Raw genomic sequence first — 24,163 nt, 5'->3', positions numbered from 1 at the left:
TGCGCACGGCGTTGAGCGGAAGCAACAATGTCGGGCGGCTTGACCTTCGTTATAGTCGGGTTTTGCGTTTTTTTACCGACAAGGAGAGAGTATGAACATCCAGGGTAAAGTCGCCGTGATTACCGGGGGCGCCTCCGGACTGGGCCGCGCCACCGCCGAGGCGCTGGTGGCCCGGGGTGGCCGGGTGATGATCCTCGACCGGGATCAGGAGAAGGGCGCGGAAACCGCCGCCGCCCTGGGCGAGGCGGCCGCGTTCGTGCAGACCGACGTGACCGACGAGGCGTCGGTGAAAGCCGCCATCGACGCCACCCGGGACCGGTTCGGGGCACTCCATCTGTGCGTCAATTGCGCCGGGGTGGGCTCCGCCATGAAGACCGTGGGCCGGGACAACCAGCCCCACGACCTGGGCGTGTTCAACATGGTGGTGCAGATCAACCTGATCGGTACCTTCAACGTGGCCCGCCTGGCGGCGGCGCTGATGGCCGAGAACGAACCCGGCGACGACAACGAGCGCGGCGTGATCGTCAACACCGCCTCGGTGGCGGCCTTCGACGGGCAGGTCGGGCAGGTGGCCTACGCCGCCACCAAGGGCGGCGTGGTCGGCATGACCCTGCCCATGGCCCGGGACCTGGCCCAGTTCGGCATCCGCGTGAACACCATCGCCCCGGGCATCTTCAACACGCCGCTGATGAACGCCGCCCCGGACAAGGTGAAGATGCCGCTGATCGAGATGACCCAGTTCCCCAAGCGGCTGGGCGACCCGCCGGAGTACGCCGCCCTGGTCTGCCACATGGTGGAAAACACCTTCCTCAACGGCGAGACCATCCGCCTGGACGGCGGCATCCGCATGCAGCCGCGCTGATTACTCCAGCACGTAGCAGGGCTGGTAGTGGCTGCCCGGCAGCTTCATGCGGCTCTGCGCCACGAACGACTGCAACAGCACGTCGAGCTGGGCCATCAGGCCCGGCTCGGCGCTCAGCCGGTAGGGCCCGTGTTCCTCGATGGCCTGGATGCCGGTCTCCTTCACGTTGCCGGCGACGATGCCGGAGAACGCCCGGCGCAGGTTGGCGGCCAGGTCGAACACCGGCAGGGAAGTGTCCAGCGCCAGCGCCGCCATGGCCTCGTGGGTGGGGTGGAAGGGGCGCTGGAAGTCCACCGGCACCGACAGGCGCCAGTTGTAGTAGAACGCATCGTCCTGCTCGCGGCGGTATTCGGTGAGCTTGCGCACGCCGTCGCGCACCGCCAGGGCCACCGCTTCCGGGTCGTCGACGATGATCCGGTAGCGCTTGGCGGCGTCGTCGCCCAGGGCATAGCGGATGAAGGTGTCGATCTGGCGGAAGTACTCGGCACTGTGAGCCGGGCCGGTGAAGATCACCGGCAGCGGAATGTCCCGATTGTCCGGATGCAGCAGCACGCCCAGCAGGTACAGGATCTCCTCGGTGGTGCCGACCCCGCCGGGGAACACGATGATGCTGTGGGCGATGCGCAGGAACGCCTCCAGCCGCTTCTCGATGTCCGGCATGATCACCAGTTCGTTGACGATCGGGTTGGGGGCCTCGGCGGCGATGATGCCCGGCTCGGAGATCCCCAGATAGCGGCCCTTGCGGTTGCGCTGCTTGGCGTGGGCCACGTGGGCGCCCTTCATGGGGCCCTTCATGGCGCCCGGGCCGCAGCCGGTGCAGATGTCCAGGCCGCGCAGGCCCAGCTGATAGCCCACGCTCTTGGAGTAGTCGTACTCCTCCCGGGAAATGGAGTGACCGCCCCAGCACACCACCAGGTTGGGGCGTTCGCCGGCGTGCAGGGTGCCGGCGTTGCGCAGGATGTGGAACACGGCGTTGGAGATGCCGTCGGTGCTGTCCAGATCGAAGCGCCCGCCGTGCTGGATTTCGTTGGCCACGTAGACGATGTCGCGCAGCACCGCCGACAGGTGCTCGCGGATGCCACGAATCATGCGGCCGTCCACGAAGGCGCCGGCGGGGGCGTTGTCGAGCTTGAGCATCAGCCCGCGGTCTTCCTGGATCACCTGAATCTCGAAGTCCTTGTAGGTTTCCAGTACCTGGCGGCTGTCGTCGGTGGGGGTGCCGGCGTTCAGCACCGCCAGGGCACAGCGCCGCAGCAGATCATGCAGACCCTTGGCGGAGGTGTCGCGCAGGCGCTCCACTTCCTGCTGGCTGAGCACTTCCAGGCTGCCTTCCGGGGCGACGATGGTGGATACGGTGGCGGTCATAACAATCCTAGTCAGAAGCGATACAGGGCGAAGCATACAGGCGGGCCGGGGATTGACGGAAATCAGTTTTTACAGGATTTCATCCCCGCTCCACCGTTCGCCGGATGCCAAATGGCGTCCACTTGGGTCACTATGACCGCATCAGCGTGAAAGCCCCGGAGAGTGGCATGTTGCTCAAGTACCTCAATCAGCTGGACGACGCGGTGCGCGAACTGGCCACGCACCCCGGCCCGGACGCGGTCACCCGGCGCGACGAGAGCGTGCGCGTGCTGGAGGACTACCTGAACACCCAGATGGAGCCGGTGGCCCGGCGCGGCCGCGAGATCATGCGCCAGTGCCTGGCCCGCGCCGATCACGCAGCGCCCGCGCCCGTTCCTCCGGAAACAGGTCGGCCTGGCGCGGTTCCTTCAGGTCCTTGAGGCGCACCCCCACGCCCAGCAGCCGCGCCGGCGCCGGGTGCCGCTCCCACAGCTGCGTCAACAGCCGCTCGAACGGCGCCCGCTCCACCCGCTCCCCGCCCTGGTCGGCGCTGACGATGCGAAAGTCGTTGTAGCGCACCTTCACCGTCAGCCCCTGAATGATGTAGTGCGCGTCCAGCCGGGCGATGCGCTGCTCCAGCCGTTCCAGGAGATCGTCCAGCTCGCGCAGCCAGTCCGTCAGATTGCGCTTGTCCTCATGGTATGTTTTTTCCACGCTCACTGACTTGCGCCGCCGGCTGGTCTGCACCGGACGGTCGTCCTCGCCCCGGGCCAGGTGATAAAGCCGCTCGCCGAAGCTGCCAAAATGGTGCGCCAGATCGAGCCGGCTCAGCCCCTGCAGATCGCCACAGGTCTGCACGCCCAGTGCCGCCAGCTTGTCCTCGGTGACCCGGCCCACCCCGGAGATGCGCTTCACCGGCAGGGTGGCCACGAACGCCTCCACCCGGTCCGGGGGAATCACGAACAGGCCGTCCGGCTTGTTCCAGTCGCTGGCCACCTTGGCGAGAAATTTGTTCGGCGCCACCCCGGCGGACACGGTGATGCCCAGGGTGGTGCGTACCTTCTGGCGGATCGCCTCGGCGATGCGGGTGGCGCTATTGGCGTGCAGCGGGCTCTCCGACACATCCAGAAACGCTTCGTCCAGGGAGAGGGGCTCGATAATGTTGGTAAAGGTGCGAAAAATATCCTGAATCTGCCCGGACACCCGGCGGTATTTGTCGAAATCCGGGCGCAGAATCACCAGCTCGGGGCACAGGCGCAGTGCCTGGGAAGACGCCATCGCCGAGCGCACCCCGAAATCCCGGGCCGGGTAATTGCAGGTGGCGATCACGCCGCGACGGTTGGGGTCGCCGCCCACCGCCACCGGACGGCCGCGCAGGCGCGGGTCGTCGCGCACCTCCACGGCGGCGTAGAAACAATCACAATCCACGTGGATGATTTTGCGGCTCACAGTACAGTGGGAAGATCGCGGCTACGGTGAATGTGGCGACAGTGCAGGTAAGGAGTCCATCGCGAATGACAGCGTTTCATCAGACCAGGCGGCCTGGCGCCATGGTATCACTGTTTCGGGTAACGGCATGGTCATGAACACCGGTTCCACCGCCCCCAAGGTGCTGATCGTCGGCGCCGGGCCCACCGGGCTGACCCTGGGCATCAATCTGCTGCGCGCCGGCGTGCCCTGCCGGGTGATCGACAAGCTGCCGGAGCGGCAGCCCCATTCGCGGGCCCTGGGGCTGCACGCCCGTACCCTGGAAATCTTCGACGCCATGGGCGTGCTGGAGGCGGTACGCGCCGAGGCCCGGCCGCTGGCGCGCATCCGTGTGCACGGCGAAAAAGGCCCGCTGCTGGACCTGGAGTTCGGCGATCTGACCTCGCCGTTTCCGGAACTGCTGTGCTGCCCCCAGCCGCGCCTGGAGGCGGTGCTGGAACAGCGTTACCGGCGCCTCGGCGGCGAGCTGTGGCGTGGCGCCGAACTGCTGGAAGCGAGCCAGGACGGGTCCGGGGTCACCGCGGTGGTGCGCCGTGACGGCCAGGAGACGGTGCTCGGCACCCAGCTGCTGGTGGGGGCCGACGGCGCCCATTCCCGGGTTCGCGACCTGCTGGGGCTGCCCTTCGAGGGCCACGACTACCGGGAACATTTTCTGCTCGCCGACGTGGACTGGACGCCCCCGGACCTGGCCGACGACGCCTTCCACGGGTTCATGCTCGCCGAGGGCAATCTGGCGGCGATTCCCATGCCCGAGGGCTGGCGGCTGGTGATCAGCGAGAACGGCGATCCGGACGACGAGGACGGCGAGCCCCGGCTGGAGGCCTTCCAGGAGCGCCTGCGCGCCGCCCTGGGCGAGCAGGTGCCGGTGCCGGAGCGGGCCCGCTGGATGAGCCGGTTCACCATTCAGCGGCGCCTGGTCAGCCATTACCGGCGCAACCGTATTCTGCTCGCCGGCGACGCCTGCCACGTGCAGAGCCCGCTGGGAGCCCAGGGCATGAACACCGGCATCGGCGACGCCTTCAACCTGGCCTGGAAGCTGGTGCTGTTTTGCCGGGGCTACGGCGGCGGCAAGCTGCTGGACAGCTACCAGCAGGAGCGCCGGCCGGTGGCCGAGGACATGCTGCGCGGCGTGGACGCCCTGTCGCGGGCTTCGCTTGTGCGTGCCCGGGCGCTGCGGGGCGCCCGCGATTCACTGATCAAGCTGGCCGGCGGCCGGCCGCAGATGACTCGCCGGCTGGTGCGTCGCGCCAGCCAGCTGGACGTGCATTACCGCCACTCGCCACTGGTGGACGCGGGGCCGGACGCGGAGATGGGCTGGCGTCATCAGGGGCCCTTGCCCGGTGACCGGGTGCCCGACGCCGCCCTGGTGTCCCAACGGGACGGCGGCGAGCGGCGGGTGCAGGCGTTGCTGCGCCAGCCGCTGCACCATCTGCTGGTGCAGCTGGGCGAGGAGCCGGACCACCGTTCGCGGGTGATCCTGCACGCCCTGCTGTCGCGGCTGCCGGACGAATACCTGAATGAGCTGAGGGTGACCGTGATCAGCCGGGGCGACCTGGAGCTGGACCCGCCCCGGGGCGCCATGGCCCGGGCGGTGCATCTTTGGCGGGATGAACAGGGCGCCTTCGAGGCGGCGTTCGGCGACGCCAGCCGCCTGTGGCTGATGCGCCCGGACGGCCACCTGGCCTACCGGGCGCCGCTCACCGATGCGGACTATCTGTTCGCTTACCTGGAACGGATGCTGCGCGGCGCCTGATCGCGCCTTATCGCGGCTGAAGCCGCTCCTACATGGCCGGTAAGAGATGGTGATGTAGGAGCGGCTTCAGCCGCGATAGCGAGCCGCCACCAGCAAGGCCAGCAACATCCCCATCCATCCCAAGGCACCGCCGCCACCCCCGCCACCGCCGCCGTCGACCGCGCCACCGGCCGTGGAGGCGGTGTAGGTGAGCGGCAGGGTGGTGTCGTTGTTGTCGGTGGGGAAGTCGCCGCCGTTGGCGGCCACCGTCAGGCCCAGGTCGTCTTCCTGGAGCGTGCCGGTCACCAGCGTCAGGGTGAACTCGGTGCTCTGGTCGGCGGCCAGGCTGCCCACCTGGCACACCGTGTCGCAGGGCACGGAACTGTTCCGGATAGTGGTGCCGGCGGGCAGCGACGGCGTCACCGTCACCTGGCTGGCGTCGGCGCCGTTCACGGTGCTCAGGTTGCGCACCGTCACCTGGACCTCGGCCACGCCCTGGTCATTGGCGTCGCGGCTGGACGAGGTGAGGCGGGCGCTCACCGCCAGGTCCGCCTGGTCGGAGAAGATCAGCGTCACCTGCTGGCGGTTATTCTTGATCCGGTATTCTTCCTGGTCGGCGCCGGCGTTCAGCGTCAGGGTGGCCTGGGCCGGCGTCGTCAGGCCCGTATAGCTGGCGCTCAGGGCCACCTGATCGGTGCGGTTGAGCAGCGTGGTGCCCAGGGTGCCGGGGGCGGTGTAGCAGGGGTTGTTCAGCAGTGAGCAACTTTGTCCGTCCAGACGTACGTCCAGATCGCCGCCATCGCTCACCGCGATGCGGGCGCCGGTGACGTTGTTGCTCTGGCCGCGGTTGGCCAGGGTCAGGGTGCGGGACAGCGTGCCCGCCGCCGCCACGTACAGCCGCTCGCCGGTGTCTTCCAGGGCCAGATCCACCAGCGGGTCGCCGGCATCGGCGGTGGCCGCTTCCACGAAGCCGATCTGGCTGCCCACATTGGTGTACACCGAGGGCAGCTCGTCGGCGCAGTTGACCTGGCCGTAGCTGGTCAGACCGACCAGGTAGGGATCGCTGTCCTGGCCGATGAACAGGGGGCCGCCGCTGTCGCCGATGCAGGTGTCCTGTTGCTGGCCGTCCAGGGGATTCCGTTCATCGGCGCACACCATGGTGGCGGTATTGAAATTGCCGCTGCCCCATTGGTTCAGGCAGGTGCCGGTGGGGACATAGTCCAGCTGGACTTCCTGCAGGCGCGAGGCGGGGGTGTCGCCGCCGGGCCGGGTCACGCCCCAGCCCAGGGCGGTCAGGGCCTCATCCCGCTCGGCGGCGGAGCGGCTCTGCAGATCCTGGAACTGCGCGCTGCCGATCAGGCTGGGAAAGACATCCGGAATCGGGCCATTGTTCAACCGTAGCAGTGCGATATCGTTGTCGAATGCCGGAGTCACCGCCCGATTGAAGCCCTGTGGCACATAGTACGCGCTGACTGCATAGGGCGCTCCATCGTTCCGGATGGGGCTGCCGTATAACACGGTCACGTCGCCGGGGGGCACGCCCTGATTGTCTTCCTCAATCAGACAGTGGGCGGCCGTCACCGCCCAGCCCGGGGCTAGCAGGGCACCGCCGCACAGGCCGACCTCATTGGTGGCGCGAAACTGAATGTCGAGCTGCACCATCCACGGCCATTCCCCGGCGGGCGCGGTCTCACCACCGATAATGCGTGGCTGGGCCTGCTGGGCCCAGGCCGGTGCGCACAGGGCGCCCAGCAGCGCGATCCAATATGGTTTCATAATGACTTCCCCGATCCTCGACTCAACCACGAGCATACGCCACGGCGCGCGGCATCGTGTGAGGAAATGGTTACGCTTTGGTTAAGCCGGAAGGCTCAGGTCAGCGGCGAGGCGTGGGCCAGCCAGTGGGCGTCGTCGCTGCGGGTGCGCGGCATGGCGGTCTGCAGATGATGCAGGGCCTGCTCCAGGGCGGCGTTGGCGCTGTGCAGGGTCATCACCGCCGCGCGCAGGCCCGGCCGCGCCTGGCGCAGATCGCCGAGCACCTGCTCGGCGGCGCCGGCGGCGGTGCAGGGCAGCAGCAGGGCCAGATGGTCCTCGTCGTAGCGGGCGACGATATCGCTGCGGCGCAGGCGCTGGCCGACGGTGTCCGCCAGGCCGTTGAGGTCCTCGTCGTGCACCAGCACCAGGGTCAGGGGCGACGACAGCCGGTCGTGCAGCGGGATCAGCCAGCCGGCGGTGCTGGTCAGGGCGGCACGGCTGATAAAGCCGGTCTGCGGATCCCGCCAGGCGTTCTCCATGGACTGCCGTGCCAGCACCTGGTTGCGCCAGATCATCAGCCCGAAATACAGCATGCACACGGTGAGCGCGGCGAGCAGAAACAGGCTGGCGGAGGCGGCCGGGTCGAACGGGTCGCCGGCCTCGCCGTAGCTGATGCGGATTGGCATGACGATCACCAGCACCACTTCGGCGGCGGCCAGCATCACCAGAAAGCGCTTCAGGCCGTGCAGCAGGCCGTTGCTGAGCACCGCCAGGAACAGCAGCGCCATGGTCGGCGGCGGCTCGCCGGCGTCGATCAGGATCACGATGCCCAGGATCACCAGGTCCAGCAGCGAGGCGAGCAGGGCGGCATGGGGAATGCGCGCCACCAGGAACAGCAGCTGCAGGCCCAGATAGGTGCCCGCCAGCACCCAGGGCGTCACCGCCGGCAGGGTGAAGAAGAACGCCGAGGAATGGTTGAAGTAGATCACCGCCAGTACGGCGAACAGCGCCCTCGCGACGTATTGCAGGATGATCACGCCCTGCTCCGTGGACATGCGGCTCGGGGTTTCCATGGCGGTTGACGGTTCCTCGGTTTGCTGGGCGCTATGTTGCTTCAGCCCCGGTACGGAATAAAGATACCGGTTTGACGATTGTTGTAAAAAAGCACTTCACGGTCGAGCCCGGGCCGCTCGGGCAGGATGGAATGCAGTAGCATGCACCATTCGGTGGCAAAAACAGGATCGCCGGAGCAGAGCAGAATGGGGAGTGACATGGATCAGGACCAACACGCGCCGCTGCGCGAGGATGTTCGCCTGCTGGGCGAGGAACTGGGCGCGGTGCTTCGCGAACAGGCCGGTGAGCGGCTTTACGACACCGTGGAAACGATCCGCCAGGCGGCGGTGGAAAGCCGCTCCCAGGGCGAGGTGGAACTGGCCCGTCTGCGCGAGTTGCTGGGGCCCCTGGACGACGCCACCCTGCTGGAAGTGGCGCGCGCCTTCAGCCAGTTTCTGAACCTGGCCAACATCGCCGAGCAGCACCACCGGGAACGGCTGCATCGCCGCCATGAACGCTACCCCGGCGACCCGGACACCGACCAGGGCCTGCGCCAGGTGCTGGCGAAACTGAAAGAGCAGGGCGTTCCGCCGGAGCGCATCCGCGAGACCCTGACGCCGCTGTCCGTGGAGCTGGTGCTTACCGCCCATCCCACCGAGGTGACCCGGCGCACCCTGATCCGCAAATACGACCAGATGGCCGATCTGCTGGCCGAGCGCGACCGCCCGGATCTGACCACCGAGGAGGAACACGGCCTGCGCCAGCGTCTGCGCGAGCTGATTCTGTCCGCCTGGAGCACCGACGAAATCCGCCGCGAGCGGCCCACGCCGGTGGACGAGGCCAAGTGGGGCTTCGCGGTGATCGAGCAATCCCTGTGGCGCGCCGTGCCGCGGGCAATGCGTGATATCGAAGCGGAGCTGGCCCTGGCCGGGCTGGACACACCGCCGTCCGCCTGGGTGCCGATCCGCTTCGCCTCCTGGATGGGCGGCGACCGGGACGGCAACCCCAACGTCACCGCCACGGTCACCCGGGAGGTGCTGTTGCTGGCCCGCTGGATGGCCGCCGACCTGTACCTGCGCGACGTGGAAAACCTGCTCGCCGATCTGTCCATGCACCGCGCCAGCGAAGAATTGCTGGCGCGCACCGGCCCCAGCCACGAACCCTACCGGGTGGTGCTGCGCGACGTGCGTGACCGCCTCAAGATCACCCGCCGGCGCATGGAGGCCCTGGTGGAAGGGCGGCCGGTGCCCGACGGCGAAGGCTTTACCGAAGGCCGCCAGCTGCTCGACGAGCTGCTGCTGATCGACCGCTCCCTGCGCCAGGTGGGCCTGGCCGCCATCGCCGACGGTGAGCTCAAGGACACCCTGCGCCGGCTCAACTGCTTCGGCATTACCCTGCTGTGTCTGGACGTGCGCCAGGAATCCACCCGCCACACCGCCGCCCTGGACGCCATTACCCGCTACCTGGGCCTGGGCGGCTACGGCGACTGGGACGAAGCGCAAAAGCAGGCCTTTCTGCTCAAGGAACTGGAAAGCCGCCGGCCGTTGGTGGACGACGCCTTCTACCGGGCGGACCTGTGCGACGGCGACGTGCGCGAGGTGCTGGAGACCTGCAAGGTGATCGCCGAGCAGGGCCCGGAGGGCCTGGGCGCCTACGTGATTTCCATGGCCCGCGGGCCGTCGGATGTGCTCGCCGTGATGCTGCTGCAGAAGATCGCCGGCGTGCGCCACCCGATGCGCGTGGTGCCGCTATTTGAAACCCTGGACGACCTGAACAACGCCGGCGACACCATGACCGCACTGCTCGACATTCCGCTTTACCGTCAGCGGGTGAGTGACGGCCAGGAAGTGATGATCGGCTATTCCGACTCCGCCAAGGACGCCGGCTTTCTGGGCGCCGCCTGGGCGCAGTTCAGTGCCCAGGAAAAACTCACCGGCCTGTTCCGCGACCACGGCGTGCCGCTGACCCTGTTCCACGGTCGCGGCGGCTCCATCTCCCGGGGCGGCTCGCCCACGCGCATGGCGCTGCTGTCCCAGCCGCCGGGCTCGGTGGCCGGCCGCATCCGGGTCACCGAACAGGGCGAGGTGATCCGCTTCAAATATGGCCGTCCGTCGGTGGCCGCCTACAACCTGGAGCAGTACGTGGCCGCCACCCTGGAGGCCACCCTGCTGCCCCCGGGCGAACCGGAAGACGGCTGGCGTCGGGAAATGCAGAAGCTCACCGACGTGTCGGTGCAGGGCTACCGGCAGGTGGTGCGCGACGACCCGGCGCTGGTGGGTTACCTGCGCACCGTCACCCCGGAAACCGAACTGAGCCGCCTGGCCCTGGGCAGCCGCCCGGCGCGCCGCAAACCCGGCGGCGGCGTGGAGACCCTGCGCGCCATTCCCTGGGTGTTCGCCTGGACCCAGATCCGTCTGATGCTGCCCGCCTGGCTGGGCACCGGCGCCGCCCTGGAAGCGGCCCTGGACAGCGAGGACGAGACCGCGCTGGTGCGGCAGATGGCGGAGCGCTGGCCGTTCTTCCAGGGCGTGGTGGACATGCTGGAGATGGTGCTGGCCAAGGCCGACCCGCGGGTGGCCGCCTGGTATGAGGAGCGTCTCACCGACGACCCGGACCTGAAGCGCCTGGGCGACACCCTGCGCCAGCGGCTGGCGGCCAGCGTGGACGCCCTGCACCGGCTCACCGATCGCGAGGACCTGCTGGTCAACAACCCGGTCATGCGCTGGTCGATCCGCGTCCGTGATCCCTACACCGATCCGCTGCACCTGCTGCAGGCGGAGCTGATGGCCCGCCTGCGCGACCGGGACGGCGACGACGTGCTGGAAAGCGCGCTGATGGTGACCATCGCCGGCATCGCCGCGGGCATGCGCAACACCGGCTGATGTTTCACGGCTAATTGATCGCGGCTGAAGCCGCTGCTACGAAGCGTCGTGGGAGCGACGTCAGTCGCGAACCGTGGCAAGCCGTTCGGGCCAATCGAGCCGCGCGGGCTGCCCGGCAAGGCGGAGGGGCGATACGCTTGGGCAAACCCCGAACCCGGCAAGGAACCGCCATGACCGCCCAGCCCCTGCTTACCCATGTCATCCTGCCCGACGGCCACCGCATGCGTGCCCGCTGGTACCGCCCCGCGCGCAACAACGGCCTGAACGCGGCGGTGATCGTGATCCACGACATCTTCGGCTTTACCGAGGACCAGGCGCGCATCGCCGAGCGGCTGGCCGACAACGGCTACCCGGTGCTGGCGCCGGACCTTTATGACCGCCCCGGCGTTCGCGCCCTGTGCGTGGCGCGCACCCTGCGCGACCATGAGCGCGGCCACGGCGACGCCTTCGACCACCTGGAAGCCTGTCGCCGCTGGGTACTGGAACAGGACGACGAGCCGGTTCACGCGGTGGCCATGATGGGCTTCTGCATGGGCGGGCGCTTCGCGTTGCTGTTCGCCGCCCGCGGCGGGCTGCAAGTGGTGGCGCCGTTCTACGGCGGCGTGCCGCGCCGCGCCGAGGCGCTGACCGGCATCTGCCCGGTGGTGGGCGGCTGGGGCAAGAAGGATCTGATCTACGGCGGCCATGGCGAACGCCTGGCCCGCCACCTCACCGAGCTGGGCGTCCCCCATGACGTCAAAACCTACCCGGACGCCGGCCATTCCTACATGAACGACCATCAGACCTTCTACTTCAAACGGCTGGCCGATTACAGTCCGTTGCGCGCGCGCTATGAACCGGACGCCGCGGAGGACAGCTGGCGGCGCGTTCTGACATTTTTCCGGAACACCCTCTCGGAACCGCCTCTCCAATAACCGGCGCGGCGGTGCCGGGCATCGCCTTTTCCCTCAGCGGGCGCGCCACCAGCGTCGCCACCAGGCCCGTCCGTTCCGTTCTTTTTTCTTTTTGCGCAGGCCCACATGGGCGCCATCGCAGTGCGGCGGCCGGCTGGTGGCGCCGCAGCCGCAGAACAGCACGATCTCTTCCTTGCCGGCGGTGTAGGCCAGCCGGTCCTCCGCCGGACAGCGACCGTCGGTGCAGAATGGCGCCGCGTCGCTGTGCCCGCAGCGGCACCAGTGCCGGGTTTCGCCGGGCCGCATCTTTACCGGCTGCGGATAACGCGGCGCCGCCGGCTGTTCATCGCGCATGATGAGTCTTCCTTGCGTTAACCCGCGTCCACGCGAGAGGTGGCCTCGACCACTGAAAGCCGCATTCCCACGGCGTGTAGCACCGCGAGCAAGGTTTTTAGTGTGGGATTGCCCGTCGGCGACAGAGCCCTGTATAGCGCCTCGCGAGCGATACCGGATTCGCGAGCAATCTGCGCCATTCCGCCATAGGCTTCGGCGATATCGCGCAGGGCGAGCAAGCCGGCACCCCGATGGCTGGGATCGTCCAGTTCTTCCAACGCCGCCTGAAGATACTCAAGCGCGAAGGCGCGACTGGCTCGCAGTTCCGCGATGGTCGCGTCCGTGTGGGAGACGGACGCCGCGACAGAAGGGTTCATAGGTTTCTCCTTTGCCAATCTTCCCAGTAAACGCGCGCCCGCCGACCACGAGGATCCCGAAGACGCTTGAACCAGGCGGTGACGGGTACGCGGCCCGCGGCGGTCCGGTAACGATACAGCTCGATCATACCTGCCTGCTCTTGTAACTTAAAGGTTACTTGTCGGCACTTGCCATATTGGGCGAGGCCGTGGAGCACAGGATGAGCCGGGGCACGGTCGGGCTGTATCGGAGGAGTCGGATTCGATCTGTAGGAAAATGGCCAGGGCGATTGTAAGCCCGACCTGCACGATGGCTTGTCGCCGGATGGTCACGGGGTTGTCACGGGACCGCAATGGGGGGCTTCCAGACTGGCGGAAAAATCAGCCTGGAGCTCGTTATGCTTGCGCACGCCGCTGGAAGGATCAAAGCTCTGCGCCCGCCGTTTCTGGTCCGGTCCCGGGAGCGGGACCTGGAGGGCGGGGCCCGGTTCAGCGCCTATTTCACCCGCTCGCGGCGGGAAATTCTCAAGGTGCAACGGCTGCGTTACCGGATTTTTTCCGAGGAGTACGGGGCCAGCTTCCATGCTCCGTTCGGCCTCGACCGGGACCGCTTCGACCGGCATTGCCTGCATCTGGTGGTGCGCGACAATCAGACCGGCGAGCTGGTGGGCTACACCCGGGTGTTGCCGGGGGAGCGGTTGACGCGCACCGGCGGTTTCTATTCCGCCGGCGAGTTTCACATGCCGCTGGTGGAGCGCCTGGATGGCCGGGTGGCGGAGATCGGCCGCACCTGCATTCACCCGGAGCATCGCGGCGGCGCGGTGATCACGGTACTCTGGGCCCGTCTGGCCCGGTATATGCTGGAAAATGACGTGCGCTATTTGATCGGCTGCGCCAGCGTGGCGCTGGGCGAGGGCTATAATGTGGCGGCCATCGACCGGCGCATTCGCGAGGCGCATCTGGCGCCGTCGGCGCTGCGGGTGACGCCGCGCTGCCGGCTGGAGCCGGTGCCCGGCGACGCGCTGGCCGAACGGGGCGTGAAAATGCCGCCGCTGCTGAAGGCGTACCTGCGCATGGGCGCGCGGGTGTGCGGCGAGCCCTGCTGGGACCCGGACTTCAACTGTCTGGATTATTTTATTCTGATGGAGGTGGACCGCCTGCCGGCGCGCTACGTGCAGCATTTCCTGCAGCCCGCCGAGGCGGTGGCAATGGTATGACCGAACCGGATCTTTCCGCGCCCGCCGAGGCGCCGGCCGGGCCACGGGTGCTGGCGCGGCGCCTGTGGCGGGCGTTGCGCGTGGCCGTGCATCTGCTGGCCGGGGTGCTGGAGGCGCTGTGGCGGCGGGCCGCCCACGACCCGCACCGGGCCGAGATTCTGCACGCCAAGCAGCGCTGGTGCCTGCGGCTGCTGAGCATTCTTGGCGTGGAGTTGCGCGTGCACGGGGCCCTGCGCGGCGGTCCGGTGTTTCTGGTGGCCAACCATGTGTCCTGGCTGGATATTCCGGTGATCGCGGCGGCCCGGCCCTGCCATTTTCTGTCCAAGGCGGAAGTGGCGCGGTGGCCGGTGATCGGCTGGCTGGCCCGTTCCGTGGGCACCCTGTTCATCCGCCGGGGCGGCGGCGAGTCGCGGCAGAAAGCCGAGGAAATCCGCGCCCATCTGGCGCGGGGCCGCAGCATCCTGGTGTTCCCGGAGGGCACCACCACCGACGGCACCGGCGTGCGCCGCTTTTTCCCGCCGCTGTTCGTGGCCGCCGAGCACGCCACCGTGCAGACCGTGGCGGTGCGCTACCGAGACGAGGCCGGCCGGGTGGACACCGGCCTGGCATTCATCGATGACGACGAATTTCACCACAACCTGTGGCGGCTGATGGGCCGGGAACGGGTGGTGGTGGAGCTTACCTTCGGCACCCCGGTGCCCGCCGCGGCCGCCCGGGACCGGGCCCGGGCCGCCCGCGAACAGATCGTCGCCGCCCTGAGCTGAACCGGTACACCGGCCGCCCGCTCCTACGGTAATATGGCCGCCCTTTCCCCGCATGAGGATGGTCCGTGACCCGTGCCAGCGAATTGAAGAAATCCGATGTGATCGAACACAACGGCGGCCTGTTCGTGATCCGCCAGATCGACGTGCAGTCGCCCTCCGCGCGGGGCGCCGCCACCCTGTACCGGGTGCGCGCCCAGCAGGTGGGCGGCGGTTCCAAGTTCGAGGAGCGCTACAAGGGCGACGAGGACGTGACCACGGTGTCGCTGCAGCGCCGGCCGGTGCACTTTTCCTATGTGGACGGCGACGACTACGTGTTCATGGACGACGAGGACTTCTCCCAGTACCCGCTCAAGGGCGAGGACATCGCCGACGAACTGCCGTTCATCACCGAGCAGGGCGACGGCGTGGTGGCGCTGCGGGTGGGCGAGGCGGTGATCGGCCTGGAGCTGCCCGCGTCGGTGGTGCTGACCATCACCGAAACCGCCCCGGCCATGAAGGCCGCCTCGGCCAGCGCCCGCACCAAGCCCGCCACCCTGGAAACCGGGCTGGTGGTGCAGGTGCCGGAATACCTGCAGGAAGGCGAGAAGGTGAAGATCAACACCGCGGAACGGAAATTCATGTCCCGGGCGTGATGACGGATACAGGATTCAGGATGCAGGATACAGCGCGGAGCGTGCCATGCCGCCCCCAAAGCCGTGCCCGCGCTTGCAGGGTCGGCGGCGCGGGGCAAGGTGCTTTCGCTGGTTTCGGCCCGCGCCTCGCGCTGTATCCTGCAGCCTGCATCCTGTATCTGCTGCTGTCCGGCTGTCAGGTCGGCTATTACGGCCAGGCCATCAAGGGCCATTTCAGCCTGATGCACCAGCGCCAGCCGGTGGCGCGGGTGGTGGCCGACCCGGCCACGCCGGCGCCGGTGCGCCGGCAGCTGCTGCTGGCCGGCGACGTGCTGGAGTTCGCCGGCCGGGAACTGGCCTTGCCGGCGGAGGACGTCTACCGCACCTATGTGCCGCTGGATCGCGACGCGGTGGTCTGGAACGTGCAGGCGGCGCCCCGTTTCTCGCTGACGCCGAAAACCTGGTGTTATCCGCTGGTGGGGTGCCTGAGCTACCGGGGCTATTTTCGCGAAGAGGCGGCCCGCGCCGAGGCCGACAGGCTGGCCAGGGCGGGCTGGGACACGGACGTGGGCGGCGCCATCGCCTATTCCACCCTGGGCTGGTTCGAGGACCCGCTGACCACGCCGATGATCGACCGTTCCGGCCCGTCGCTGGTGGAGCTGGTGCTGCACGAACTGGTCCATCGGCGGCTGTACATCCGTGACGACACCCGCTTCAACGAATCCCTGGCCACCATGGTGGCCCGGGAAGGCACTCTGCGCTATCTGGCCCACCACGACCTGAAGGTGGATCTGGCCTGGTGGCGCCAGCGGGACCGGGCCCGCGACGCCTTCCTGGCGCTGGTGGGCGAGGCTCGGGACGACCTGGCCCGGCTGTATGCCGGCGACCTGGACGAGGCGACCATGGCGGCGGCCAAGGCGGCGCGCATCGAGGCCCTGCGGCGGGATGTCCGGGCCCGCGCGGAGAAGGTGCCCGGGCTGGACGCCTACGCCGGCTTTTTCCAGGGCGATCTGAACAACGCCCGGCTCAACGGGGTCCATGATTATTACGGTCTGGTGGGGACCTTCCAGAAAATACTGCTAAGCTGCGGCGGGCAATGGCCCTGTTTCTGGGAGCGGGTGGAGGCCCTGGCCCGCGATCGGGGCTGAGGCACGACGAGGACACGCATGCTTGAACTGGTACGCATCAACAACGCCGCCGTGGCGAAACGTCTGGCCGATGTGCTGGCCCGGCGCGGCATCCACACCCGCCTGGAAGAGGGGCAGGGCGAGTACACCCTGTTTTTGACCGACCCGGCCCGCCTCGAGGAGGCCCGCGAACTGGCCCGGGACTTCCTGGCGGACCCGGCCGGTCGCCGCTGGCAGGACGACGCCTGGCGGGCCAGCGAGCCGGTCACCGGCCTGCCCCGCGAGAAGGTGTTTACCGGCGGTGGCTGGTTCGCCAGCCTGGGGCCGGTGACGCGCACCGGGCTGATCGCCTGCGCGCTGATCTTCCTCTCGCCCTATGTGATCGGTCCGGTGCTCTATGAGGCGCTGATGTTCCCGGACCAGCCGCGGATCCTGGTGAGCCAGCCCTGGCGCCTGCTCACCCCGATGCTGTTGCACTTCTCCGCGCTGCACATCATTTTCAACCTGCTGTGGTGGTGCGATCTGGGGCGCCTGATCGAGCGTTTCCAGTCCAGCTTTCAATTGCTGTGGCTCACCCTGGTGGTGGCCGCGGTGTCCAATTTCGCCCAGTACCTGGACACCGGTCCGCGTTTCGGCGGGCTGTCCGGCGTGGTCTACGGGCTGCTCGGCTATCTATGGCTGTATGGCAAGGTCAACCCGGCGGCGGGGTATCAGTTGCGCCGTGAGATTGTGCTATTGATGCTGGCCTGGCTGGTGATCTGCTACGTGGGATTGTCCGGCATCGTCGCCAATACCGCCCACCTCACCGGTCTGCTGAGCGGCGCGGCGATCGGCGCGCTGGTCGGTTTGTACCGGCGCATGCGCTACTATCGCGGTTAAAAAAAGGGCGCGGCAAAAAAAGGCGCGGCTGAACGGATGGAGAGACGTTTGAAGCAACGAACAAGAGCCCTGGTGGCCATGGTCGGCCTGGTGCTGATGCTGCAGGGCTGCGGCCTGGCCCGGGTCGGTGACAGCCTGGGGCAGGGCGTGCGCCAGAACGGTGACCTGGCCACGGTGGAAGCCGGCCTGCCCAGCTACCTGCTGATGATCGACGGCCTGATCGTGAACTGGCCGGAACGCCAATCCCTGCTGCTCACCGGCGCCGATCTGTACGGTGCCTATGCGGGTCTGTTCGTGGACGACGAGGCCCGCGCCGCCCGTCTCAACGCCCGGGCGCTGGACTACGCCCTGCGTGCCGCCTGCGTGCATCAGGACGACTACTGCCGGGCCCGGAAGATGGACGTGCCCGCCTTTGAAAGCCTGCTGGCGGAGGCCGACACCGGCGATGTGCCGGTGCTGTTCACTCTGGGGGGCGCCTGGGCCGGTTACATCCAGACCCATGCCGACGATTGGAACGCGGTGGCGGAACTGTCCCGGGTGCGCCTGCTGATGGAGCGGGTGGTGGCGCTCGACGAGGATTACCAGTACGGCCAGGCCTACATGTACCTGGGCGTGCTCAACAGCCTGCTGCCGGCCAGTCTGGGTGGCCAGCCGGACGCCGCCCGGGACGCCTTCCAGCGCGCCATCGAGTTGTCCGACGGCGACAACCTGCTGGCCCGGGTGCTCTATGCCGAGTACTACGCGCGGCTGGTGTTCGACCGGGATCTTCACGACGAGCAGCTGCGCCGGGTGCTGGACGCCGACGTGGACGTGCCCGACCTCACCTTGCAGAATGCCTACGCCAAGCGCGAGGCGCGCCGGTTGCTGGACAGCGCCGATGAGTATTTTTAGTGCTTCCAAGCACCAGGAGAAAACCATGCTGAGAACCGCCGTGGCCTTACTGGCCCTGATGCCCATGCTGGCCCTCGCCACCACCCTGAAGATCTCCACCCTGTATCCGGACGGCACCGCCGTGGTCAAGGCGCTCAAACAGGCCGGCGACACCATCGAGCAGGACACCGACGGGCGGGTATCCCTGAAGATCTATCCGGGCGGCGTGATGGGCGACGACCAGGCGGTGCAGCGCAAGATCCGCGTCGGTCAGTTGCACGGGCAGATGGCCCAGGGTGGCGCGTTCGCCCGCTATTATAGGGACAGCCAGATTCTCAACGTGCCGCTCACCTTCAATAACTACGCGGAAGTGGACGCCGCCCGCGAGCAGCTGGACCCGCTGATCAAGCAGGGCCTGGAAGACAACGGCTGGGTCAGTTTCGGGCTGGTGGACGGTGGGTTCGCCTACATCATGTCCGGTCAGCCGGTGCGCAGCCTGGACGACCTGCGCGCTCAGAAACTGTGGCTGCCCTCCGGCGACAGCGCCTCCGCCAACGCCGCCGCCACGCTGAATCTGTCGCCCATCGTGCTGAATATCGGCGGCGTGCTCACCTCCCTGCAGACCGGCGCCATCGACGCCTTCGCGGCGCCGCCGGTGGCGGCCCTGACGCTGCAGTGGTATTCCCGGGTCAATTACATCACCGATCTGCCGTTGCTCTACACCTACGGGCTGCTGGCCATCGAGAAGCGCCACTTCAGCCGGCTTTCCGAAGCCGACCAGAAAGTGGTGCGCCGGGTGCTGGAAGGCGCCTTCGACAAAATCGACGCGCAGAGCCGGGCGCAGAACAAGGACGCCTTTCAGGCGATCCAGAACCAGGGCCTGGAGCTGGTCAGCCCCAGCGAAGCGCAGCGCGCCGAGTGGAAGCGCTATGCCGACAAGGCCACGCAGCAACTGGTGGAGGACGGGCAGCTCAGCCAGGGCATGCTCGACCGGCTGCACACGATTCTTGAGGCGTACCGGAACAGCGGTTCCTGATGCGTCGTCTGCTCGGCTGGATCCACCGCTTCGAGGACGGCCTGATCGTCCTTATCGTCTTGATGATGGTGGGGCTGGCGGTGGCGCAGATCGTGCTGCGTAACCTGGCCGGCACCAGCCTGGTGTGGGCGGACCCGTTGCTGCGCAACGCGGTGCTGTGGATCGGCCTGCTCGGCGCCATGATCGCCTCGCGCAAGGACGAGCACATCCGCATCGACCTGGCCGCCAATTTTCTGCCCGAGCGGCTGCTGCCCTGGATCACCGGTCTGGTGGATCTGTTCACCGCCGGCATCTGTCTGCTCACCGCTTGGTACGGCCTGGGCTTCGTCATCGAGGAGCGTCAGTTCGGCGGCGCCGCCTTCGCCGGTATTCCCAGCTGGCTGCTGCAGTCGGTGATCCCGCTGGGCTTCGGCGTGATCGCCCTGCGTTATCTGATTCTGTTCGGTCTGGGGCTGGTGGGCCGGCGGCCGCGCATGCGGGAGCCCACGCCATGATCCTGATCGGCGCCTTGGTGTTGGTATTGCTGGCGCTGCTGGGCGCGCCGCTGTTCGCGGTGCTGCTGGGCGCCGCCGCCCTGGGCTTCTACGCGCTGGGGTCGCCGCTGGCGGTGCTGCACATCGACATCTATCAGCTGGCGGACTCGGTGGTGCTGATGGCGCTGCCGTTGTTCACTTTCGCCGGCTTTCTGCTCAGCGAATCGCGTACCGCCGACCGGCTGATGCGGCTCAGCCAGGCCGCCTTTGGCTGGATGCCCGGCGGCATGGCCTTCGTGGCGCTGGTGGCCTGTGCCTTCTTCACCGCGCTGACCGGCGGCTCCGGCGTCACCATCGTGGCGCTGGGCGCGCTGCTGCTGCCGGCGCTGGTGAAAGCCGGCTACCCGCAGCGCTTCAGCCTGGGGCTGGTGACCTCATCCGGCAGCCTGGGGCTGCTGCTGGTGCCGTCGGTGCCGCTGCTGATCTACGGCATCATCGCCCAGCAACTGTCTCAACAACTGGCCATGCCGCCGGTGGAGATCGTCGACCTGTATCTGGCCGGCGTGGGGCCGGCCCTGCTGATGGTGGTGCTGCTGTATCTGTACTGCCTGTGGGCCACCCGCGCCGGTGACGCCAACGCCGCCACCGCGGTGCCGCGCCAGCCGTTCAGCGGCGCGGAACTGCGCGCCGCTCTGTGGGACGCGCGCTGGGAACTGCCGTTGCCCCTGGTGGTGCTGGGCGGGGTCTTCTCCGGTTTTCTGGTGGTCAGCGAGGCGGCGGCGGTCACCGCGCTTTACGTATTGATCGTGGAAGTGTGGCTGTACCGGGAGATTCCGCTGCGCCGGCTGCCCGGCATCACCCGCGAGGCGATGGTGATGGTGGGCGGTATTCTGCTGATCCTGGCGGTGGCCCAGGCGTTCGCCGATTACCTGGTGTACGCCGAGGTGCCCGAGCGGTTGTTCCAGTTCATCCAGACGCACGTGCACAGCAAAATCGCCTTTCTGATTCTGCTTAATATCCTGCTGCTGGTGCTGGGCGCGCTGCTGGATATCTTCGCCGCCCTGGTGATCATGGTGCCGCTGATTCTGCCGGTGGCGCTGCGCTATGGCATCGATCCGGTGCATCTGGGCATTATCTTCGTGGCCAACATGCAGATTGGTTACATCACGCCGCCGGTGGGCATGAATCTGTTCATCGCCAGCTACCGGTTCCGCAAGTCCATCACCGAGCTGTTCGCGGCCACCATCCCCTTCATGCTGGTGCTGATCGTGGCGCTGCTGGCGATCACCTATATTCCCGCTCTCAGCCTCTGGCTGGTGCGCTGAACCGGTCACCCCGTCACGGGGTGACTGGACACGGCGTTTCTCCTGTGCACATACTGCCGGGTATGTGGTTTTAATCGATAAAATAACAATTCGGGAGAGAACCATGTTCGCGAAGAAAATGCTGTGCAACGCCACGGCCGCCGTCCTTTGTTTTTCCTTCCTGTTCAGTGCCACCACCCAGGCCGCGCCCGCCGATAAGGAGCCGGTCACCATCGCCATTATCGATCCCCTGACCGGCCCCATGGCCGGCGTCGGGCTGCCGTTGGTGGCGCACATGAAATTCGAGGCGGAACGCCTGAACGCGGAAGGCGGCATGAACGGCCATCCGTTCCGCATCGTCGGGCTGGACAATAAAGTCAGCCCCCAGGAAAGCCTGGTGCAACTGCAGAAGGCGGCGGACGACGGCATCCGCTATATCGTGCAGGGCAACGGTTCCTCGGTGGGCTCGGCGCTGATCTCCGCCATCGACAAGCACAACCGCCGCAACCCCGGTGAGGAAATGCTGTATCTGAACCACGGCGCGGTGGATCCGGTGCTCACCAATGAACGCTGCTCGTTCTGGCATTTCCGCTTCGATGCCGGTTCCGACATGAAGATGAACGCCCTGACCAACTGGATTCAAGGTCAGAAGGACATCAAGAAGGTGTATCTGATCAACCAGGATTACAGCTTCGGCCATTCGGTATCACAGATGGCGCGGGACATGCTGAAGGAAAAACGCCCGGACATCGAAATCGTGGGCAATGACTTCCACCCCCTGGCCAAGGTCAAGGACTTCACGCCCTACGCCACCAAGATCAAGGCCTCCGGCGCCGATGCCATTATCAGCGGCAACTGGGGTCAGGACATGGTGCTGCTGGCCAAGACCCTGGCGGACTTCGGCGTGGACGCGCCGTTCCTGACCTATTACGCCGGCAGTCCCGGCACCGTGACCCAGGTTGGCGAACGCGGCGTTGATCACATCTATCAGATCTACGCCTACTACGGCGACACAGAGGATCCGGAAATCGGCCAGCGCCAGAAAGACATGTATGAACAAACCGACTGGGATTATTTCCTGTTCTATCCGCGTCTGACCACGATGATGGAGATGCTCAAGAAGGCCGCCGACCAGGTGCAAAGCGTGGACCCGGTGAAGATCGCGTTCGCCATGGAGGGACTGTCCGTGGACATGGACACCGGCACCTACACCATGCGCAAGGAAGACCATCAGGTGCAGCAGCCGATGGTGTTGTCGGTGATGAAGGGCGACATGCCCTACGGCGCCGAGGGCACCGACTACAACTTCGCCAAGGTGGCGCTGATTCCCGCCGCGGAGGTGGCCATGCCGACCACCTGCAGGATGCGTCGCCCCCGGCGGGACTGAACCGGCGGGGCGCCGGCGCCGCGATGCCGGCGCCCGGCGCTAGCCGCCCTTGCCGCCGTTCTTGCGCACGTTCTTGACCCGCAGGGCGTTGTTGCCGCCGCCCACCGGCGCCACCTCGAACTGCTTCGGGTAGGCGCGCAGCAGGTCGCTGAGCTTCTTGAAACCGTAGAGGCGGGTGTCGAAGGCCGGGTTGCGCTTGTTGATGTTCTGCCCGAGCGCGCCCAGGTGCACCCAGTCTTCCTCGTCGGCGATGTCGTCGATCACCCGGGTGATCAGCTTCAAAGGCGGTTTTTCCTGGTTGCCGCCGGCGGCGGCCTGTTCCTTACCGGCGGGCTTGCCGTCGCTACCGGCGGCTTCGCCGCCGTCGTGGTCGGCGCGCAGGATTTCCGTGTAGATGAACTTGTCGCAGGCGGCCACCAGGGGCTTGGGCGTTTTGCGCTCGCCGAAGCCGTAGACCATCAGCCCGCCTTCCCGCAGCCGCGCGGCCAGGCGGGTAAAATCACTGTCGCTGCTGACCAGGCAGAAGCCATCCAGGGCCCGGGTATAGAGCAGGTCCATGGCATCGATGATCAGCGAACTGTCGGTGGCGTTCTTGCCGGTGGTGTAGGCGAACTGCTGCACCGGCTGGATCGAGTAATCCAGCAGCACCTGCTTCCAACCGCCCAGGTTGGGTTTGGTCCAGTCGCCGTAAATGCGCTTCACGGTGGCGGTGCCGTACTTGGCGATTTCCTCGAACAGCCCCTCGACGATGGCCGGCGCCGCGTTGTCGGCGTCGATCAGTACCGCCAGTTGCCGCAGGGCGTCGTTTGGGTTGGCCATGATCGGTTCCTTGCAATGGAATCCGACCCACTTTACCAGTCATCCCCCCGCGCGGGTACGCGGACCCAGGTCGAAGGGCCCGACGATCATCTCGGCGGAGTGCGTCCGGTGGTAATTCTCCCGGGCTTTCCACGCCTTGCCGTAGCGATAGAACGGGATGGTCGGGTAGAGGTGATGCATCAGGTGGTAGTTCTGATACATGAGCAACGGCGTCAGCCAGGTTTCCCGCCCCATGCGCATCAGAGCGGTATGGTTCGGGTTCTGGTCCTGGCGGCCGGTGTGCGGGTAGTGCGGCAGCACCATGAACACCAGACACATGAGAAAGAACGCCAGATAAGTGGGAATCAGCCACAGCGTGAGCATATAGAACGGCGCCCATACCCAGAGGGCGGCGATGATGGCGCCGGCCACCAGCATTTCCCGGACCACCTCGGACACTTTCAGGCCCGGCAGCCGGCCCGGGTCACGCAGAAAGTAGACCACATAGAAATACGGCCACAGGCCCCACAGCGGCCAGGTCCACAGGCTGCGGGCCATCCAGTGGTCCGGGTCGTTCTCCTCGTTGGCGAAGCGGTGGTGGCGCATGTGCAGCAGCCGGAACAACCGGCCCCGGCCGAAGGGCACCGCCACGAAAGTGGCCGCCGCCAGCAGCCAGTCGTTGACTTTCGGGCTGCGCGCGGCGCAGCGGTGGATGGCCTCGTGGGCCGGGGTGAACAGGGCGTAGCCGGCCACGCCGTTGACCACCATGCCCACCCACAGGGGCCACAGCTGGTTCATGGTCAGCACCCAGCTGGCGGCGATGGTACCGACGCTGCCGACCAGGATCGCCACCGTGGGCCAGGCCAGGGTGGGCGATACCCTCAGCCGGGCCAGCTTTTGTTTCTCCAGGATCTCGGTCGCGTCGCTGTGCATCACGGGTCTCCGCCTCGTTACGTGCACACAGTGTTTACCAGGACGCTGCCGACGGGCAGACATGGA

22 protein-coding genes are annotated in these 24,163 nt (G+C 67.2%); 14 read left to right on the top strand and 8 right to left on the bottom strand.

Annotated elements, in window-relative coordinates; all coding sequences use genetic code 11:
- The first annotated feature begins 91 nt into the window (after positions 1-91).
- Complete coding sequence (locus IM760_RS09045; protein WP_204428494.1) at positions 92-862, top strand: 3-hydroxyacyl-CoA dehydrogenase; 771 nt, start codon at positions 92-94, stop codon at positions 860-862.
- Here IM760_RS09045 and ppnN read toward each other — a convergent pair whose 3' ends face one another.
- Both ppnN and dinB read right to left on the bottom strand, forming a co-directional pair.
- Positions 863-2,227 (bottom strand): nucleotide 5'-monophosphate nucleosidase PpnN, encoded by a 1,365-nt coding sequence (ppnN, locus tag IM760_RS09040; RefSeq protein ID WP_204428492.1) that lies wholly within the window; start codon positions 2,225-2,227, stop codon positions 863-865.
- Between the two features lie 324 nt (positions 2,228-2,551).
- Complete coding sequence (gene dinB / locus IM760_RS09035) at positions 2,552-3,655, bottom strand: DNA polymerase IV (RefSeq protein ID WP_204428491.1); 1,104 nt, start codon at positions 3,653-3,655, stop codon at positions 2,552-2,554.
- Positions 3,656-3,788: 133 nt separating this feature from the next.
- Between dinB and IM760_RS09030 the strand changes: the two genes are divergently transcribed.
- Entirely contained in the window at positions 3,789-5,447 is a 1,659-nt protein-coding gene (locus tag IM760_RS09030; RefSeq protein WP_204428490.1) for an FAD-dependent monooxygenase, read from the top strand.
- A gap of 66 nt (positions 5,448-5,513) precedes the next feature.
- Here the strand turns inward: IM760_RS09030 and IM760_RS09025 are convergent, their stop codons facing one another.
- Complete coding sequence (locus IM760_RS09025) at positions 5,514-7,202, bottom strand: trypsin-like serine protease (RefSeq protein ID WP_204428489.1); 1,689 nt, start codon at positions 7,200-7,202, stop codon at positions 5,514-5,516.
- A 95-nt stretch (positions 7,203-7,297) separates the two neighbouring features.
- Complete coding sequence (locus IM760_RS09020) at positions 7,298-8,254, bottom strand: GGDEF domain-containing protein (RefSeq protein WP_204428488.1); 957 nt, start codon at positions 8,252-8,254, stop codon at positions 7,298-7,300.
- 198 nt (positions 8,255-8,452) lie between these two features.
- Between IM760_RS09020 and ppc the strand changes: the two genes are divergently transcribed.
- Together ppc and IM760_RS09010 are read left to right on the top strand one after the other, a co-directional pair.
- Positions 8,453-11,116: a phosphoenolpyruvate carboxylase gene (gene ppc / locus IM760_RS09015; RefSeq protein WP_204428487.1), complete on the top strand. Its 2,664-nt coding sequence runs from the start codon at positions 8,453-8,455 to the stop codon at positions 11,114-11,116.
- 170 nt (positions 11,117-11,286) lie between these two features.
- Entirely contained in the window at positions 11,287-12,030 is a 744-nt protein-coding gene (locus tag IM760_RS09010) for a dienelactone hydrolase family protein (RefSeq protein WP_204428486.1), read from the top strand.
- A gap of 33 nt (positions 12,031-12,063) precedes the next feature.
- Here the strand turns inward: IM760_RS09010 and IM760_RS09005 are convergent, their stop codons facing one another.
- Both IM760_RS09005 and IM760_RS09000 read right to left on the bottom strand, forming a co-directional pair.
- Positions 12,064-12,363, bottom strand: a complete 300-nt coding sequence (locus tag IM760_RS09005) for a CDGSH iron-sulfur domain-containing protein (RefSeq protein ID WP_204428485.1) — start codon at positions 12,361-12,363, stop codon at positions 12,064-12,066.
- Between the two features lie 17 nt (positions 12,364-12,380).
- A complete protein-coding gene (locus IM760_RS09000; RefSeq protein WP_204428484.1) occupies positions 12,381-12,719 on the bottom strand; it encodes an addiction module antidote protein in 339 nt (112 codons plus the stop codon).
- 377 nt (positions 12,720-13,096) lie between these two features.
- On the opposite strand from IM760_RS09000, the gene IM760_RS08995 reads away from it, so the two are divergent.
- From IM760_RS08995 to IM760_RS08950, 10 genes are all read left to right on the top strand, one after another.
- Positions 13,097-13,915, top strand: coding sequence for a GNAT family N-acetyltransferase (locus tag IM760_RS08995; RefSeq protein WP_204428482.1), 819 nt, complete (start codon positions 13,097-13,099; stop codon positions 13,913-13,915).
- Entirely contained in the window at positions 13,912-14,679 is a 768-nt protein-coding gene (locus tag IM760_RS08990) for a lysophospholipid acyltransferase family protein (RefSeq protein WP_204428480.1), read from the top strand. Before IM760_RS08995 ends, IM760_RS08990 begins: the two co-directional genes overlap by 4 nt.
- A 65-nt stretch (positions 14,680-14,744) precedes the next feature.
- Entirely contained in the window at positions 14,745-15,311 is a 567-nt protein-coding gene (gene efpL / locus IM760_RS08985) for an elongation factor P-like protein EfpL (protein WP_204428478.1), read from the top strand.
- A 41-nt stretch (positions 15,312-15,352) separates the two neighbouring features.
- A complete protein-coding gene (locus IM760_RS08980) occupies positions 15,353-16,438 on the top strand; it encodes an aminopeptidase (protein ID WP_338021388.1) in 1,086 nt (361 codons plus the stop codon).
- An 18-nt stretch (positions 16,439-16,456) separates the two neighbouring features.
- On the top strand, positions 16,457-17,296 hold the full coding sequence (locus tag IM760_RS08975; protein ID WP_204428474.1) for a rhomboid family intramembrane serine protease: 840 nt from the start codon (positions 16,457-16,459) through the stop codon (positions 17,294-17,296).
- 48 nt (positions 17,297-17,344) lie between these two features.
- Positions 17,345-18,187 carry a TRAP transporter TatT component family protein gene (locus IM760_RS08970; RefSeq protein WP_239549713.1) on the top strand — a complete coding sequence of 281 codons (843 nt, stop codon included), beginning with the start codon at positions 17,345-17,347 and terminating at the stop codon, positions 18,185-18,187.
- A gap of 25 nt (positions 18,188-18,212) precedes the next feature.
- Complete coding sequence (locus IM760_RS08965; RefSeq protein WP_204428470.1) at positions 18,213-19,202, top strand: TRAP transporter substrate-binding protein; 990 nt, start codon at positions 18,213-18,215, stop codon at positions 19,200-19,202.
- Positions 19,202-19,696, top strand: a complete 495-nt coding sequence (locus IM760_RS08960; protein WP_204428468.1) for a TRAP transporter small permease — start codon at positions 19,202-19,204, stop codon at positions 19,694-19,696. Before IM760_RS08965 ends, IM760_RS08960 begins: the two co-directional genes overlap by 1 nt.
- Positions 19,693-21,000, top strand: a complete 1,308-nt coding sequence (locus tag IM760_RS08955; protein WP_204428467.1) for a TRAP transporter large permease — start codon at positions 19,693-19,695, stop codon at positions 20,998-21,000. Before IM760_RS08960 ends, IM760_RS08955 begins: the two co-directional genes overlap by 4 nt.
- 103 nt (positions 21,001-21,103) lie before the next feature.
- Complete coding sequence (locus IM760_RS08950; protein ID WP_239549712.1) at positions 21,104-22,366, top strand: branched-chain amino acid ABC transporter substrate-binding protein; 1,263 nt, start codon at positions 21,104-21,106, stop codon at positions 22,364-22,366.
- Between the two features lie 39 nt (positions 22,367-22,405).
- Here IM760_RS08950 and IM760_RS08945 read toward each other — a convergent pair whose 3' ends face one another.
- Both IM760_RS08945 and IM760_RS08940 read right to left on the bottom strand, forming a co-directional pair.
- Complete coding sequence (locus IM760_RS08945) at positions 22,406-23,185, bottom strand: NYN domain-containing protein (protein WP_204428466.1); 780 nt, start codon at positions 23,183-23,185, stop codon at positions 22,406-22,408.
- Positions 23,186-23,224: 39 nt separating this feature from the next.
- On the bottom strand, positions 23,225-24,097 hold the full coding sequence (locus IM760_RS08940) for a fatty acid desaturase family protein (RefSeq protein ID WP_204428465.1): 873 nt from the start codon (positions 24,095-24,097) through the stop codon (positions 23,225-23,227).
- Positions 24,098-24,163: the final 66 nt, after the last annotated feature.

Origin of the sequence: Alloalcanivorax marinus, from assembly GCF_016906305.1 — a bacterium.
GTDB classification, from domain to species: domain Bacteria; phylum Pseudomonadota; class Gammaproteobacteria; order Pseudomonadales; family Alcanivoracaceae; genus Alloalcanivorax; species Alloalcanivorax marinus.
Note: the sequence above shows the minus strand (reverse complement) of the source record. Positions and strands in the feature narration are given on the sequence as shown.

Excerpts from the sequence above, each read along its gene's own strand:
- IM760_RS09045 (WP_204428494.1), top strand. The coding sequence starts at position 92 with ATGAACATCCAGGGTAAAGTCGCCGTGATTACCGGGGGCGCCTCCGGA.
- ppnN (WP_204428492.1), bottom strand. The coding sequence starts at position 2,227 with ATGACCGCCACCGTATCCACCATCGTCGCCCCGGAAGGCAGCCTGGAA.
- IM760_RS09030 (WP_204428490.1), top strand. The coding sequence starts at position 3,789 with ATGAACACCGGTTCCACCGCCCCCAAGGTGCTGATCGTCGGCGCCGGG.
- IM760_RS09025 (WP_204428489.1), bottom strand. The coding sequence starts at position 7,202 with ATGAAACCATATTGGATCGCGCTGCTGGGCGCCCTGTGCGCACCGGCC.
- IM760_RS09020 (WP_204428488.1), bottom strand. The coding sequence starts at position 8,254 with ATGGAAACCCCGAGCCGCATGTCCACGGAGCAGGGCGTGATCATCCTG.
- ppc (WP_204428487.1), top strand. The coding sequence starts at position 8,453 with ATGGATCAGGACCAACACGCGCCGCTGCGCGAGGATGTTCGCCTGCTG.
- IM760_RS09010 (WP_204428486.1), top strand. The coding sequence starts at position 11,287 with ATGACCGCCCAGCCCCTGCTTACCCATGTCATCCTGCCCGACGGCCAC.
- IM760_RS09005 (WP_204428485.1), bottom strand. The coding sequence starts at position 12,363 with ATGCGCGATGAACAGCCGGCGGCGCCGCGTTATCCGCAGCCGGTAAAG.
- IM760_RS09000 (WP_204428484.1), bottom strand. The coding sequence starts at position 12,719 with ATGAACCCTTCTGTCGCGGCGTCCGTCTCCCACACGGACGCGACCATC.
- IM760_RS08995 (WP_204428482.1), top strand. The coding sequence starts at position 13,097 with ATGCTTGCGCACGCCGCTGGAAGGATCAAAGCTCTGCGCCCGCCGTTT.
- IM760_RS08990 (WP_204428480.1), top strand. The coding sequence starts at position 13,912 with ATGACCGAACCGGATCTTTCCGCGCCCGCCGAGGCGCCGGCCGGGCCA.
- IM760_RS08975 (WP_204428474.1), top strand. The coding sequence starts at position 16,457 with ATGCTTGAACTGGTACGCATCAACAACGCCGCCGTGGCGAAACGTCTG.
- IM760_RS08965 (WP_204428470.1), top strand. The coding sequence starts at position 18,213 with ATGCTGAGAACCGCCGTGGCCTTACTGGCCCTGATGCCCATGCTGGCC.
- IM760_RS08960 (WP_204428468.1), top strand. The coding sequence starts at position 19,202 with ATGCGTCGTCTGCTCGGCTGGATCCACCGCTTCGAGGACGGCCTGATC.
- IM760_RS08955 (WP_204428467.1), top strand. The coding sequence starts at position 19,693 with ATGATCCTGATCGGCGCCTTGGTGTTGGTATTGCTGGCGCTGCTGGGC.
- IM760_RS08950 (WP_239549712.1), top strand. The coding sequence starts at position 21,104 with ATGTTCGCGAAGAAAATGCTGTGCAACGCCACGGCCGCCGTCCTTTGT.
- IM760_RS08945 (WP_204428466.1), bottom strand. The coding sequence starts at position 23,185 with ATGGCCAACCCAAACGACGCCCTGCGGCAACTGGCGGTACTGATCGAC.
- IM760_RS08940 (WP_204428465.1), bottom strand. The coding sequence starts at position 24,097 with ATGCACAGCGACGCGACCGAGATCCTGGAGAAACAAAAGCTGGCCCGG.